The 14,489-nt window shown below is 68.4% G+C and carries 13 protein-coding genes and 1 tRNA gene; 5 read left to right on the forward strand and 9 right to left on the reverse strand.

The genetic code is table 11. The features are described 5' to 3' along the window. Positions 1-21: 21 nt before the first annotated feature. From AMS67_RS04635 to guaB1, 5 genes are all read right to left on the reverse strand, one after another. Complete coding sequence (locus AMS67_RS04635) at positions 22-1,086, reverse strand: 3-isopropylmalate dehydrogenase (RefSeq protein WP_053386328.1); 1,065 nt, start codon at positions 1,084-1,086, stop codon at positions 22-24. Positions 1,087-1,219: 133 nt separating this feature from the next. After that, positions 1,220-1,292: transfer RNA gene (locus AMS67_RS04640), tRNA-Glu, on the reverse strand. A gap of 157 nt (positions 1,293-1,449) precedes the next feature. After that, the gene (locus tag AMS67_RS04645; protein ID WP_053386329.1) at positions 1,450-2,616 is read right to left on the reverse strand and encodes an AI-2E family transporter; all 1,167 of its coding nucleotides are present in this window, start codon (positions 2,614-2,616) and stop codon (positions 1,450-1,452) included. Positions 2,617-2,675: 59 nt separating this feature from the next. Next, the gene (gene thrC, locus AMS67_RS04650) at positions 2,676-4,106 is read right to left on the reverse strand and encodes a threonine synthase (protein ID WP_053386330.1); all 1,431 of its coding nucleotides are present in this window, start codon (positions 4,104-4,106) and stop codon (positions 2,676-2,678) included. 46 nt (positions 4,107-4,152) lie between these two features. Continuing rightward, entirely contained in the window at positions 4,153-5,652 is a 1,500-nt protein-coding gene (gene guaB1, locus AMS67_RS04655) for a GMP reductase (RefSeq protein WP_053386331.1), read from the reverse strand. Positions 5,653-5,913: 261 nt separating this feature from the next. Between guaB1 and AMS67_RS04660 the strand changes: the two genes are divergently transcribed. Further along, a complete protein-coding gene (locus tag AMS67_RS04660) occupies positions 5,914-7,023 on the forward strand; it encodes a DUF4190 domain-containing protein (RefSeq protein ID WP_053386332.1) in 1,110 nt (369 codons plus the stop codon). Positions 7,024-7,084: 61 nt separating this feature from the next. Beyond that, positions 7,085-7,591: a large conductance mechanosensitive channel protein MscL gene (gene mscL, locus AMS67_RS04665; RefSeq protein ID WP_053386333.1), complete on the forward strand. Its 507-nt coding sequence runs from the start codon at positions 7,085-7,087 to the stop codon at positions 7,589-7,591. Positions 7,592-7,716: 125 nt separating this feature from the next. Here the strand turns inward: mscL and AMS67_RS04670 are convergent, their stop codons facing one another. Continuing rightward, positions 7,717-9,126, reverse strand: coding sequence for a dipeptidase (locus AMS67_RS04670; protein ID WP_053386334.1), 1,410 nt, complete (start codon positions 9,124-9,126; stop codon positions 7,717-7,719). Between the two features lie 171 nt (positions 9,127-9,297). On the opposite strand from AMS67_RS04670, the gene AMS67_RS04675 reads away from it, so the two are divergent. Continuing rightward, complete coding sequence (locus tag AMS67_RS04675) at positions 9,298-9,744, forward strand: YdeI/OmpD-associated family protein (RefSeq protein WP_053386335.1); 447 nt, start codon at positions 9,298-9,300, stop codon at positions 9,742-9,744. Here the strand turns inward: AMS67_RS04675 and AMS67_RS04680 are convergent. After that, positions 9,741-10,916, reverse strand: coding sequence for a YihY/virulence factor BrkB family protein (locus tag AMS67_RS04680; protein ID WP_082305350.1), 1,176 nt, complete (start codon positions 10,914-10,916; stop codon positions 9,741-9,743). The genes AMS67_RS04675 and AMS67_RS04680 overlap by 4 nt on opposite strands. 199 nt (positions 10,917-11,115) lie before the next feature. On the opposite strand from AMS67_RS04680, the gene AMS67_RS04685 reads away from it, so the two are divergent. Together AMS67_RS04685 and AMS67_RS04690 are read left to right on the forward strand one after the other, a co-directional pair. After that, entirely contained in the window at positions 11,116-12,270 is a 1,155-nt protein-coding gene (locus tag AMS67_RS04685) for a DNA alkylation repair protein (protein WP_053386336.1), read from the forward strand. Positions 12,271-12,332: 62 nt separating this feature from the next. After that, complete coding sequence (locus AMS67_RS04690) at positions 12,333-12,980, forward strand: GyrI-like domain-containing protein (RefSeq protein WP_082305351.1); 648 nt, start codon at positions 12,333-12,335, stop codon at positions 12,978-12,980. Here AMS67_RS04690 and AMS67_RS04695 read toward each other — a convergent pair. Next, positions 12,977-13,792 (reverse strand): ABC transporter ATP-binding protein, encoded by an 816-nt coding sequence (locus tag AMS67_RS04695; RefSeq protein ID WP_053386337.1) that lies wholly within the window; start codon positions 13,790-13,792, stop codon positions 12,977-12,979. The genes AMS67_RS04690 and AMS67_RS04695 overlap by 4 nt on opposite strands. Then, positions 13,789-14,475 carry a FadR/GntR family transcriptional regulator gene (locus AMS67_RS04700; RefSeq protein WP_053386338.1) on the reverse strand — a complete coding sequence of 229 codons (687 nt, stop codon included), beginning with the start codon at positions 14,473-14,475 and terminating at the stop codon, positions 13,789-13,791. The genes AMS67_RS04695 and AMS67_RS04700 overlap by 4 nt, the downstream gene beginning before the upstream one ends. Positions 14,476-14,489 lie beyond the last annotated feature (14 nt).

Consider the following 14,489-nt stretch of genomic DNA (forward strand, 5'->3'; position numbering starts at 1 on the left):
CTCGCGTGAGTGGAAGCGGGGTCAGGCCCCGCGCTGCGGAAGCTGTGCGATCACGGCGTCGCCGATCTCGGAGGTGCGGCGTGCACCGGCACCTCGAGAGGCGAGGTCGGCACGGACGGCGTCGCGGATGCGATCGCCATCGGTGACGAGCCCCAGATGATCGAGCATGAGACCCGCGGAGAGGATCGCCGCGGTCGGGTCTGCCTGCTGCTGCCCCGCGATGTCGGGCGCAGAGCCATGCACCGGCTCGAACATACTCGGGTACGTGCCGTCGGGATTGATGTTGCCGGAGGCCGCGAGCCCGATGCCGCCGCCGATAGCGCCGGCCAGGTCCGTGAGGATATCTCCGAACAGGTTATCAGTGACGATGACGTCGAAACGCGACGGGTCTTGCACCATGAAGATGGTGGCCGCGTCGACGTGCATGTAATCGACCGCGATGTCGGGGTACTCGGCGGCGACCGACTGCACGATGCGCTGCCAGGTGGCACCGGCGTGCACGAGCACATTGGTCTTGTGCACCCAGGTGAGCTTCTTGCGCGGGCGCGTCAGAGCCGTTTCGAATGCGTAGCGCACGACGCGCTCGATGCCGAACGCAGTGTTGACCGAGACTTCGGTCGCGACCTCAGCATGGGTGCCCGGGCGCAGACGCCCGCCATTGCCGGCGTACGGCCCCTCAGTGCCCTCGCGCACCACGACGAAATCAACGTCGCCCGGTGCCGCAAGTGTGGACTCGACACCGGGGAACAGCGTGCAGGGCCGCACGTTGGCGTAGTGCTCGAAGTCGAAGCGCAGCTTCAGCAGCAGCCCGCGCTCGATATTCGCGTCGCGCAGGCGAGGGTCACCCGGTACTCCCCCGACGGCACCGAACAGAATCGCATCGTGCTCGGCGATCGCCGCCTGCTCGGCCTCGGGCAGCGTGTCGCCCGTCTCGAGAAAGCGGTCGGCGCCGAGTTTGAACTCCGTGCGATCGAGCACCACATCGCCGCCGTCGAGCACCGCATCGAGCACCCGATTCGCCTCGGCGATAACCTCAGGGCCGATCCCGTCACCCGGAATGACTGCGAGCTTGATGGTACGGGTCACGTGGCGCTCCTTCGTTGCGTGCGAACTCCTCCAGCATACTGCTGAGATTCGCACACAATTCGACTGCGCCGCACACCAATGAGAGCCCGAAAACAGCAGAAGCCCCACCCGAAGGTGAGGCTTCTGCGTTCGGTGACCCCAGCGGGATTCGAACCCGCGTTACCGCCGTGAGAGGGCAGCGTACTAGGCCGCTATACGATGGGGCCGAACGTGATTCCCAGCTCTTCGGGCTTCCCCGCCGCGCTGGCAACTCATATATATAAACACACGCCGGGCCGCTGAGCCAAATCGGGGCCCGCCGCCCGGGAGTGTCCCGCATGATTCCGGGGAACGCGTCGCGCGCGCTCCCCGGAATCATGCGGGTCAGAAATCAGCGGTGCGATGCGGGCGTGCCCACTTCGCCGGCGTGTCCGGACCATCCCACACCTTGACGACTCCCCACGCGACTGCGGCGATGGGCACTGCGAGGATCGCGCCGAGAATTCCGCTGAGTACCGTGCCGATGGTCAACGCCAGCAGAATCACCAGGGAGTGCAGCTTGAGCGCGCGACCCATCAGCACCGGCTGGAGGAAGTTGCCCTCGAGCTGGTTCACCAGGATCACGACGCCGACGACGATGATCGCATTCACCGGGCCATTCGCCACGAGTGCGACCAGGGCTGCGAGGATGCCCGCGACGGTCGCTCCGACGATCGGAATGAAAGCGAGTACAAAGACGAGTACGGCGAGCGGCAGCGCGAGCGGCACCTGCAGGATCACCAGGCCGAGCCCGATGCCGAGCGCATCGACAGCGGCTACCGCAGCCGTGCCGCGCACGTAAGAGCCCAGGGTCTCGACCGTCTTCGCCCCGGCGCGCTCCGCGCGGCGCAAGCCCTCCCCTTGGAAGGGTCGCAGGAGGAAGCGCCAGATACTGGGGCCGTCCTTGAGGAAGAAGAAGAGCACGACGACCATCAGCACGAGACCGGTGATGAAGCTGGTCACGGCCCCCACACCCGCGAGCGCCCCCGAGCCGAACTGCGCACTCGTCAGGAAGTCGGTGATCTGGTCGCCCCACTCGTGCAGCTGGGATTGATCGGGAAGGAACGGAAGCGTCTTCGACCAGTCGACGACCTGAGCGAAGCCGTCTTGCGCCTGCGACGACAGATCATCCCACTGGTCGCGCACCGCCCAGACGATGAGCCAGCCGATGCCCGTCAGCATCACGACGATTCCGAGCAGCACGATGGCGGCCGCAAGAGCCCCGGGAACGCGACGTCGGCGCAACCACGCGGTGACCGGCGAGAACGTGCTCGCGAAGATCAGCGCGAGCAGGATGGGGATGACCACCGTGGTGAGCGAGCGCATCCCCCAGATCACGGCGGCAGTGAGCAGCAGCACGATGATGATCTGCAGCGATCGCGTCGCCATCAGGCCGAAGCCATCGCTCCATGCGTGTTTCACGGAGCGCGGCGCGGGCCGCTCGGCGGCCTCACCGTACTCCAAACGCGTCAGTCGATCCTCGATCTCGCGTTTCGCACCCCAGCCGAACATGTGCACTCCCCTTCGTCGATCGAGTTGTCTTGCACCCGCCGACCCGGCGGGTCTTGCGCTTAGCGCTGCACGGCGCGCGCCGCGATGAAGGCACGAAGCTCCGCAGCATCGTCAGCCATCTCCGTGACGCGCTGCGGCAGCTCGAGCAGCCCTGCAAGGTGCTCCGGCATGCCGAGACGCTGCCCGGTCGCCTCGAAGACGATGTCGGGGAACTTTTCGGGTTTCGCCGTTTCGAGCACCAGCATGGGCACTCCGGGTTCGAGATGCTCGCGCGCGACCTTGACGCCGTCGGCCGTATGCGGGTCGATCAAGATGCCGCTGCCCGCGAAGACCGATCGAATGGTGTCGACGCGATCCGCATGCGTGCTCGTACCGCTCTGCAGCCCGAACTCGGCTTCGAAGCGCGGTAGTTCGGCGGTGAGATCGATGCGACCCGTCTCGTCGAGTTCACGCCAGGCCGCTGCCAAGCGCTCGGCGTCGCGTCCGAGCAGATCGAAGATGAAGCGCTCGAGATTCGATGCTTTCGAGATGTCCATGGACGGGCTCGACGTCGCATGCGTGTCGGCTGCGCTGCGCGGTGCGTAGACCCCCGAACGGAAGAACTCGTCGAGCACATTGTTCTCGTTGGCGGCGAGGACGAGCCGGCGCAGGGGCAGGCCCATCGACTTGGCCAGGTGCCCCGACAGGATGTTGCCGAAGTTGCCCGACGGCACCGTGACCGAGACCTCGAACGACGCGCGATCGGCCGTGGCAACCGAGTCACTCGCGCGCAGCCACGCCCAGAAGTAGTAGACGAGCTGCGCGCTGATGCGGCCCAGGTTGATGGAGTTGACCGTGCCGAGCTCGTGCGTGCGCTTGAAGTCGAGATCACCCGAGAGCGCCTTGACGAGATTCTGGCAGTCGTCGAAGACGCCCTCGACCGCGATGTTGTGGATGTTCGCATCGTCGAGCGAGTACATCTGCGCACGCTGGAAGTCGCTCATGCGACCCTGCGGGGAGAGCATGAACACCGCGATGCCGTCTTTGCCGCGGAGGGCGTACTCGGCTGCCGAGCCGGTGTCTCCCGAGGTCGCGCCGATGATGTTGAGCGCGCGATCGCTGCGCGCGAGCACGTACTCGAGTGACTGACCGAGGAACTGCATCGCCATGTCTTTGAACGCCAGCGTCGGCCCTTCGGAGAGGCCGACCAGGGTGATCTCTTCATCGAGCTTCGTGAGCGGAACGATCTGCTCGGAGACGAACTTTTCAGCGCTGTAGGCCGCGCGCATCATCTCATCGAGATCTGCTCGAGGAATATCGGTGGCGAACCGGCTCAAAATCTCAGCGGCGAGTTCGGGGTAGCTCAACGAGCGCCATGACTCGATCTCGGCCGCGGTCACCTGCGGCAGCGTCTCCGGAACGACGAGACCGCCATCTGTCGCGAGCCCCTCGAGCAAGATCGCGCTGTACGGTGCCGGCTCCATGCCGCCGCGGGTCGAGATGTACTTCACCGATGCTCCTTACGGTCGTAGAAACACCAGTCTATGGGTCGCACCGTCACCAGGAGACGGGCAGGGCCTTCCCCTCCTCATAGCCGGCGGCCGACTGCAGCCCGACTCGGGCGCGAACGTGGAACTCGGCGACGCTGCCCGCACCCGCGTAGGTGAACGAGGAGCGCACTCCCGAGGTGATCATGTCGACGAGATCTTCGACGCTCGGACGCTGCGGGTCCAGATAGATCTTCGACGACGAGATGCCCTCGGCGAAGAGCTCCTTGCGCGCGAGCTCGTAGGCGTCGAGACCGCCAAAGCGCCCCTGCACTGCCTTCGTCGACGCCATGCCCCACGACTCCTTGTACTGGCGGCCGTCGGCATCGGCGTGCAGCTCACCGGGTGATTCCGCGGTGCCGGCGAACCACGATCCGATCATGATCGACGCGGCTCCGGCGGCCAGGGCAAGGGCGACGTCACGCGGGTACCGCACCCCTCCGTCGGCCCACACGTGCGCGCCGAGCTCTCGGGCCGCCTGAGCGGATTCGAGCACCGCCGAGAACTGGGGTCGCCCGACTGCGGTCATCATGCGCGTCGTGCACATGGCGCCCGGACCGACGCCGACCTTCAGAATCGTTGCGCCCGCGTTCACGAGATCGTGCACGCCTTCGGCGGTCACGATGTTGCCCGCGACGATCGGGAGGCCCAGGTCGAGCGCGGCGATCGCATCCAGCGCGCGCAGCATTCCACTCTGGTGCCCGTGCGCCGTGTCGACGACGAGCACATCGGCGCCGGCATCGGCGAGCGCTCGGGCTTTCGCGGCAACGTCGCCGTTGATGCCCACCGCCGCCGCGACCGCGAGACGGCCGTCGCGGTCGAGTGCTGGGCCGTAGATCGACGCCCGCAGGGCCGAACGACGCGAGAGCGTGCCGAGCAGCACACCGTTGCGCACCACGCACACGAGGTCGGCAGCGCCACCGGGATTTGCAGCCAGCGCGGCGTCCACTGCGTCGAAAGCTGCCCGGGCGTCGCCCAGTTCCGATTCGTCGAGGGTGACGGTCTGCGCGTGCAGCAGATCACCGAGACGCGCATCGGCGGGCACCGAGGCGAGTCGGCTCGCGCTCAGGGTGCCCCGCACGCTGCTGATCGGGATCGCTCCACCGAATGTGCCCTCGGCGTCTCCGGGCGCATCGGCCACGACGACCGACTGCCCCTCGGCGCGCGGGATCCATCTCAGTGCGTCGGCGGCCGTCGCGTCGGGAGCGAGCACGATTGGCGCATCGACGGACACCGGCGCTGCCTTCACCCGCGCGATCGCCCGGGTGGTCTGCTGCAGCGACAGGTCTTGCGGCAGTACGGCCAGACCACCGCGACGCGCAAGCACTGCCGCGAGGCGCGGACCCGTGACCGAGTTCATGTTCGCTGCGACCAGCGGAATCGTGGCCGGCGTGCCATCCCCCGGTGCGAGCGAGACGTCGAGTCGGCTGCGCACGTCCGAGTGCCGAGGCACCAGGAAGACATCCGAGTAGGTGAGATCGACCGTGGGCAATGCTCCGAGGAACTCCATGTGCTCCACGCTAGGCCATGGAGTCGTGCGGCACCCCGGAGTGCCGGATTTTCGCTCAGTACATTCGCGAAAGCGGCGTGCTCGAGCACCGATGCCTCCCACTGGGTTCATCCACAGGATCACCACTGTTCAGGCAGGACTGCGTCTAGAATAATCTCCGTGCAGCGGGGAAACAGCTGCGCGAACCGGGGTCCCGCACGTCTGTTGACGCGGTGGATCGGCCCAGGGGAAGCCGATCAATTCAGAAGGAGCGACACGCTCATGTCCGATCCCAATCTGCCGAGCGACTCGAACGCATCGCGGCCGAACGACGCCAACGACGCGCAGCCGACGACGCCGCTGCTGCCTCCGAACATTTCGGAGCCGCAGCCCACGTCGAAGCTGCCGACCGACTTCGTGCCGGGCGCACCGGTGCCACCGTCGGCTTCACCCGCGTTTGAGCCCGCCGCTCCCCCGGCTCCGGCCGCGGCGCAGGGCGTCGTTCCTCCGCAGCCTCCGACGTACGGCCAGCCCGCCGCCGGCGCACCGGTGCCGCCCGTCGGCGAGCCTCAGCCTCAGCAGACCTACGGTGCAGTGCCGCCCGCCGCGGGCGCGCCGCCCGTGCCGCCGAACCTGCAGTACCCGCAGCCTGCCTACGCCGCAGGCGGGTACCCGGCACCGAAGAAGATGGGGCTCGCGATCTCCGCGCTCATCGTCGGCATCGTGAGCCTGCTGTTCTGCTTCGTCCCCTTCATCGGAAACGCCATCGGCATTCTCGGCGGCATCACCGCCGTGGTTCTCGGCATTCTCGCCATCAAGAAGGCGCAGTCCAAGGGCATGTCGATCACCGGCATCATCACGGGCGGCATCGCCACGCTCATCGCCATCGCCGGGATCATCTTCTGGGTGTTCTTCATCGGCGCTGCCGTCAACTCGACGAACTCCGCGCTCAGCGATTTGGAAGATTATTCGAGCTCGCTGCCGACCGACGGCAGCGATGGATTCACCGCCGACGTCGCGTCGGACGCGGCCGCCAGTGCCGCCGCGGATATCTCGGCGAACGCGGCCTCGGAAGGCGCGTCGAACGGTGCGTCAGACGGTGCCGCCGACGGCCTTGACGAGTACTACTCCGAGCTCGGCATCGAAGCGGGTGAACGTTCGCCCGAGTTCTGCGCGGCCTTCAACGACTTCGTGTCAGCACCCGTGACCGAGGACGCTCGCCCCGGTTGGATCAGCGCGCTCGAGAAGCTCGCGACGATCGACAGCCCGAATCAGGAGGTCTACGAGCGCTACCTCGAGATCACGACGAATGGCATCGATGCGGGAGCAACTTCGGGCGACGGCGAGGCGTTCGCCGAGGCGGTCACCAACGATGGAGTGAGCTGCTACTAGGCCGCACGTCGGCAGCCTGCAGGTTCAGGTCGCCACTCATCAACGAACGAAAGGACCCCACATGTTCAAGGGATTCAGAGACTTCATTCTGCGCGGCAACGTGATCGAGCTCGCGGTCGCCGTGGTCATCGGCGCCGCATTCAACGCGGTCGTGCAGAAGGTTGTCGATTCGCTCATCAACCCGATCATCGGTGCGGTGTTCAAGGCGGACAGCCTTGATGGAGCTTTGAAACTCCCCCTGCCTGGAGACAGCGGGAGTGAGATCGCGTTCGGCGCGGTGATCGGCGCGATCCTGAACTTCGTGATCGTCGCCGCGGTGGTGTACTTCGTGTTCGTGCTGCCGATGAACAAGCTGCGCCCGAAGGTGCCCGAGGCGCCGACCGGCCCGAGCGACGTCGATCTGCTCGGCGAGATCCGCGATCTGCTCAAGGCGCAGGCTGCGGCAGCTGCTCCGGTGCCGGCGACGCCCGCAGCGTCGTCGCTCGAGGCCTCGGCTCCCACGGCACCGGCTCCTGCGACGGCGACGAACGCCGATGACGCAACCGGAGGCCCCGCGCACAAGCACTGAGCTGCACCGCACCGCACTGCACCACAGCTGTCAGGCACCACACCGTGAATCGGTGTCACATTCTGCGCGAATCCCCCTTCGCGTCGCGCCGAATGTGACACCGATTCGTGTGTTTGCGCCGGCTGTCAGGCGTCGTGCACGTTCACCCGGGCGAGGAACAGCGCCTCGGTCAGCAGCGCCTTGCGGAACGACTCGAGGTGCAGCGACTCGTTCGGGCTGTGCGCACGGCCGTCGGGGTCTTCGACGCCAGTCACCAGGATCTGCGCGGCCGGGAACTCCTCGACGAGCTCGGCGATGAACGGGATCGAGCCCCCGACACCAATATCGACGGGCTCGCGCTCCCAGGCGTCAGCCATCGCGCCGCGCACGTCGGCGACGGCCCAGCCACTGGTGTCGACCTGGAAGGCTTGGCCGAGCCCCGGATCTTCGAAGGTGAGCTTCGCACCGAACGGCGCGCGCTGCTCGAGGTGCTGCGTGAGTGCGGCGTATGCCGCGCTCGGATCCTGCCCCGGCGCGATGCGGGCGCTGATGCGCACCCGCACACTCGGAATCAGCGTGTTCGACGCGTTGGCGACGTCGGGCACGTCGATGCCGGTGATCGAGATCGCGGGCTGCGCCCAGAGGCGCGAGAGGATCTCCCCGCGACCGATGGGGCTCACGCCCTCGAGCAGTCCGGTTTCGAGGCGCAGGCGATCCTCGTCGTACGCCGGCACGTCGAGTTCCGAGGAAGCGAGCCCCTCGACGGCGACCGCGCCATCCGCGTCCCAGAGCGTGTCGAGCAGACGCACCGCCGCGAGCATCGCGTCGGGCACGGCTCCGCCGAACATGCCGGAGTGCGAGGCGCGGTCGAGGGTCTCGATGCGCACGTTGAACGCGACGGCGCCGCGCAGCGCGACGGTGAGCGCGGGCGTCACCTCGTCCCAGTTGCTCGAGTCGGCGACGATGATAGCATCGGCTGCGAGCAGCTCGCGGTTCTCGCGCAGGAAGTTGCCGAATGACTGCGACGCCCACTCTTCTTCGCCCTCGATGAACAAGGCGATGCCGAGGTCGAGCTCGCGACCCTCGGCTTCCGCAGCAGCCGCGAGGGCCCGGATCGCGCCGATGTGCGCCATCACACCGGCCTTGTCGTCGGCGGCACCGCGACCGTAGAGACGGCCGTTGCGGAAGGTCGGTTCGAATGCCGGGGACTCCCAATCGGCGTCTTTGCCCGGGGGCTGCACATCGTGGTGCGCGTACAGCAGCACGGTCGGGCGACCATTCTTTGCCTCGCGCCGCGCCACAACGGCGGGATGACCGAGCTCGGTGCCGCCCTCGATCGGCGCGCGACGGACGTCGACGACGTCGAAGACGCCGACCTCGCGCAGCAGTTCGGCGATGGCCTCGGCGCTCGCGGCGACGTGCGCCGGGTCGAACGCCGGCCAGGAGACGGACGGAATGCGCACGAGGCGCTGCAGGTCGTCGAGCGTGCGCTCGTGCCCCGCCGTCGCCGCGGCGCGAATGGCCGTCTCGAAGGTGGACTGCTGCTGGTCGGTCATGTGCGCCTGCCTTCCCGCGGGGGTCGCCCGCGATGGGATATCGATGCGATGACCCGTCGATTCGGGCCGCGAATCCACCCTATCCCCGAGGTCCCCGACCCACGAGCTCCGGGCCTTCCCGCTGATGCAGTTTCTCGCCCACACCTCACCGGCCCGCAGTAGCATGACGCCATGACACTCCAGATCGACACCGTGCTCGAAGCGCAGGGCCCGGCAACGGCCATCGAACTCACGGACGCCCAGGTCGAGGCGCTGGGCGGTGGAGGTCGCGCTGCGGTGCGCGTCACCATCGCGGATCGCACCGCCAGGTTGCGGCTCGGGCGCATGGGCGGGCGCAACCTGATCGGCCTGTCGAAGGCCTCGCGCGCGGAGCTCGGCGTCGAGATCGGCGACGCGGTGTCGGCGACGATCGAGCTCGACACCGCGGAGCGCGAGGTGGAGGTACCCGAGGATCTCGCGACGGCGCTCGAGGGCGCCGGTCTGCGCGGTGCGTTCGATGCGCTCGCGTTCACCCACCGTAAGGAGCACGCGCGCTCGGTGACCGAGGCGAAGGGCGACGAGACCCGTGAGCGCCGGGTCGCCGCGGTAATCGCGAAGCTCGGAGGCGACGCGGCTTAGCGCGACTCCGGCTCGCGGTTCGGGTCGGCGTCAACTTTTCCGGAAGCGTCCACTGCGTCGGCTCCGGCTTCTGAGGCCGCGGCGGAGCGCGCCGCCTTCGCAAGCTCCTGCTGCTCCGCGTCTTGGGCGTCGCGCAGTTCTCGGGTCGCGGCCTGCACGAGCTCCTCGGCGCGACGGCGACGGTGCTGCGCGAGCGTCTCGGCACCGAACTTTTCGCGCACGCGATCGCGATCTTCGGCGGCAGCCGTGATGATGACACTGCTGGCGATGAGGATCACCTGCACCGACAGGTTGATCCAGAGGAGCAGTGCGATGAGCGCCGCGAACGAACCGAGCAGCGGGTTCGACGTCGCGCCGCGCACGAAGAGCCCCGAAAGCTCTTGCAGCACGACGAGGCCGACGCCGCCGATGACCGCTCCGCTCCACAGCGCTCGCGCCGGTGCGCGCACGCCCGAGAGCACCCGGAACACGAGCGCGATCGCGATCGTGTCGATGACGAAGACGATGAGCACGCCGAAGATGCGCGTCACCGTCTCTGCGACGGGTCCGTCGCCGATCCCGATCCACGACAGCACCGCCGAAATGCCGACGGACCCGACGACGCTCAGCACCGCGGCGCCCGCGAGCAGACCGCCGAAGACGACCGCGACGAGCAGGTTGCGCAGGATCACCCACACCACGAAGACGTCGTCGTGGATTTCGTCGGCCAGCGTGCGAAGTGCCGTGCGCAGGCTGCCGATCGCGCTGATCGCTGCCCCCACGAGACCGAGCAGCGAGATGATTCCGGCGATCGTGAACCCGACGGGAGCGATCTCGGTCGTGTCGACGAGACCGCCGATGCCGGGAATGACGCGATCGAGGGTGCCGACCAGCGATGCCATTGCGTCGGGGTTCGACCCTAGCCAGAGCGCGGCAATCGAGAAGCCCAGCAGAATGCCGGCGAACACGCTGAACAGCGCGCGATAGGTGATGCTGTCGGCGAGCATCGACCCCCGGTGCTCGCTGTACCGCAGGAACGCGCGCACGAGTCGCAGGCGGAGCGCACGCGCAATGAGCTTCGGAATGAACCCGCGCTCCTCGACGGGCGGAGCCCCGCCGAGGTCGCTCGCTGCGCCTGCCGCAGACGAGGCCGGAGGCGATGCCGAGGCGCTTGGCGCTGCGTGCGTGCTCATGGTGCGTCCCTTCTGATGATCGGCGGCGGCCCCTGCCGGGTCGACCGGTTCACCGTACCGCCGACGGTATCCGGCGCGCGCGGGGGCGACAACCGGGTTTCCGCACGCGAACCGGGTACCGTACACTCCAGCCGTACCCTGCGGGTCGCCGTGACGCCTCGCGCTCAGGCCCGCCACACCTCGCGAGACGGAGCCCGCCATGTCGATGACCGACGACCTGCTCGGCACGAGCCAGGCCACGACACTCGCCCGGATCCTCGGCGCCGCGCACGCAGGTCAGCTCGGCTCCGGAGGCGTAGCAATCGCGGCCTCAGCCGCAGCCCCGGAGATGTCAGCCGCCGCTCAGTCTCTCACCGGTCTCGGGCTCAGCGAACGCGCACGAGCGCTCGCGGGCGCCATCGAAATCGACTTCGGCAGCGATCCGGTGCGCATCGCGGCGCTCACTCGGGACGCGCTCGCCGATGACGAGTTCACCGGCTGGATGCTCTGGCCCGCGGGCCTCGCCGTCGCACGCACGGCCGTCGCCCGAGATGACGTGCACGCGTTCGACGAAGCGCTCGCGGTGCTCCGCGAACTCACTCCGCGCATGACCTCCGAGTTCGCCATCCGCCCGCTGCTGCTGCACGACCTCGACCGCGCGCTGCCGCAACTGCTCGAGTGGACGCAGCACGACGACTGGAACGTGCGCCGGCTCGCCTCCGAGGGCAGCCGCCCGCTGCTCCCCTGGGCCGAGCGCATCCCCGCCCTCGTTGCCGACCCGGTGCGCAGCCGGGCGATCCTCGACGCGCTCTACGACGACCCCGAGGAGTCGGTGCGCCGATCCGTCGCGAACCACCTCAACGATCACAGCCGCGCGCACGCGGCGCACGTCGTCGAGGCCGTCACCGGGTGGCGCACGAGCGGCGGCGCGCATGTCGAGCGCACCGCTCGCCACGCCCTCCGCACGCTCGTGAAGCGCGGGGATGTCGGTGCGCTCACATTTCTCGGGTTCGGTGCCGTCAATATCTCGGTCGCGCCGCTCGTGCTGACATCGGAGCAGGTGCCGCTCGGCGGAGAGATCGGGTTCGCGGGCGAGCTCACGAACGTCGGCGATGCGGTCGCTCACGTCATCGTCGATTACGTGCTCGGCTTCCCGGATGCGCGTGGCGGCGAGCGGCGCAAGGTGTTCAAGCTCGTGCAGCGCGAGCTCGCCCCCGGGGAGTCCGTGACCGTCAGCGGGACGCAGTCCTTTCGCCCGCTCACGACGCGGCGCTATTATCCGGGCGTGGCGTGGGTCGCATTGCAGGTGAACGGCGTGGTGCAGGATCGCGCGGCGTTCGAACTGGTCGACTCGGATGGCGCGGTGCGCTCGTGACCGAAGCACACCAGAACGACGCGCACTTGGTCAATACACATACGCCAGACGATCTGCCCGCGATTCCGAAGCGCGACCTGAAGCGCGAGCTCGATGCGTATCGGGCGAAGGTGGGCGAGTTTCGGGTGCTCGAGGTGCCGCCCCAGCGTGCCCTGATGATCGACGGGCACGGCGATCCGAACGTCGACCCGGCGTATGCGGCCGCCGTCGCCGCGCTCTACCCGCTCGCCTATACGGTGAAGTTCGCGAGCAAACGGGAACTCGGTCGCGATTACACCGTGATGCCGCTCGAGGGTCTCTGGTGGGCCGACGACCACGCCTCGTTCACGACCGCTCGCGACAAGAGCCAGTGGCGATGGACGCTGCTGATCGTGCAGCCCGATTGGATCGATCCCGACCTCGTCGAGACCGCCCGAACGCGGGTCGCGGCAAAACCCGAGGCTCCGACCCGACTCGCGGACGTGCGGTTCGAGACGGTCTCGGAGGGCCGCTGCGTGCAGACGCTGCACGTCGGCTCGTACGACGATGAGGCGCCGGTGCTCGCGCGAATGCACGACGTGTTCATGCCGGCGCAGGGCCTGCGCCCGCGTGGAACGCATCACGAGATCTATCTGTCGGATCCGAGGCGCACCGCACCCTCCCGGCTGCGCACGATTCTGCGCCAGCCCGTCGAAGCTGCCGGCACGGCGACCGCGCCCGACATCATCTAGGCCGAGCGTGCAGCACGCGCACCCCAGCGACCGTCGGCGTGCGTCACCTCGATGGGGTAGGCAAACGCTCGGGAGATGATCTCGGTGGTGACGACGTCGCCGACCGGGCCAGCCGCGACGACTGCACCCTCCGCGATCGCGACCGCGTGCGTGGTGGTCTCGGGAAGCTCCTCGAGATGGTGCGTCACCAGGATCGTGGTGAGTTCGGGCGAATCCACCGCGAGCCCGTCGACGGTTTCGAGGAACTGCTCGCGCGCAGCGACATCGAGGCCCGTGGTCGGTTCGTCGAGCAGCAGCAGCTCGGGCTGCGCGATCAGGGCCCGAGCGATCAGCGCACGACCGCGCTCCCCCTGCGACATGACCGGCCAGATCGCATCGCGCCGGTGTGCGAGACCCACGGCCTCGAGCCCCGCATCGGCACGGGCGATGTCGTCGGTCGACGCTGCCCAGCGCATCGGCAACTCGATGGTGCCCGTAATACCAGTGAGCACGACCTCCCGCGCCGTCAGCGCCGACCGCACCGGATGCCGCGGGTTCACGTGCCCGATGTGCCGACGCAGCTCGGAGAGGTCGACCCGACCCAACCGGCGCCCGAGGATGTCCACGCTGCCCGACGTCGGATGCGTCTGCGCGCCGCAGAACCCGAGGATCGTACTCTTGCCCGCGCCGTTGGGCCCGAGAAGCGCCCAACGCTCTCCACGTCGCACCGTGAGATCGACTCCGTGCAGGATGTCGGATCCATTGCGGCGGAAGACGATGTCGCGGAGTTCGAGCACCGGCGGCGCCAGGTCGGGAGCGGGGGGCGGGGTCATGCGAGGGCCTCCTTCAGTGCCTCGAGGTGGGCGCGACTGAGCGAACGTGCGGCGTCGGCATCGCGCGACACCACCGCCTCGGCGAGCTCGGTGTGTGCTCGGTGATCCGCATCGCCGCCGAACACCCCGCGAATACGGAGCATCTCGATCATGGCGCGACGGGTGCGCGGGGTGAAGCCGTCGAAGAGTTCGAGCAGGATCGGATTGTGCGACGCGGCAACGATCGCGCGGTGCAGCGCAGTGTCGGCGTCGACATGAGCCTCGAGGTCGGCGCGCTGCGCGTCGCGAGCGGCGAGCGCGGCTCGGATGGCGCGCACCTCAGCGGCGGTGCGCCTCCCTGCGGCGAGCGCGGCGGCCTCGGTCTCGATGCCGCTGCGAGCTTCGATGACGGAGACGATGTCGGCGCGCAGCAGCACGGCGTCCCAGTCTTCGCGGGCGTCGAGGGCGGTGACGAAGACGCCGGCGCCCTGCCGGGTGGCGAGCACGCCGCGACCGGCGAGCTGGCGGATGGCCTCGCGGACCGTGGAGCGACCGACACCAAGCTGGGGCGCGAGCGTCGTCTCCCCCGGGAGCTTCTGCCCCAGTTCCCATTCACCGCTGCGGATGCGCGCGAGGAGCAGGTCGGCGGCCTGGTCGGCCAGCGGTGCGCGGCGCTCGACGTGGGAGGGGGTCGGGGCTGACATGCACTTCAGCCTAC

It is taken from the genome of Leucobacter japonicus (genome assembly GCF_001273855.1).
Classification (GTDB): Bacteria; Actinomycetota; Actinomycetes; order Actinomycetales; family Microbacteriaceae; genus Leucobacter; species Leucobacter japonicus.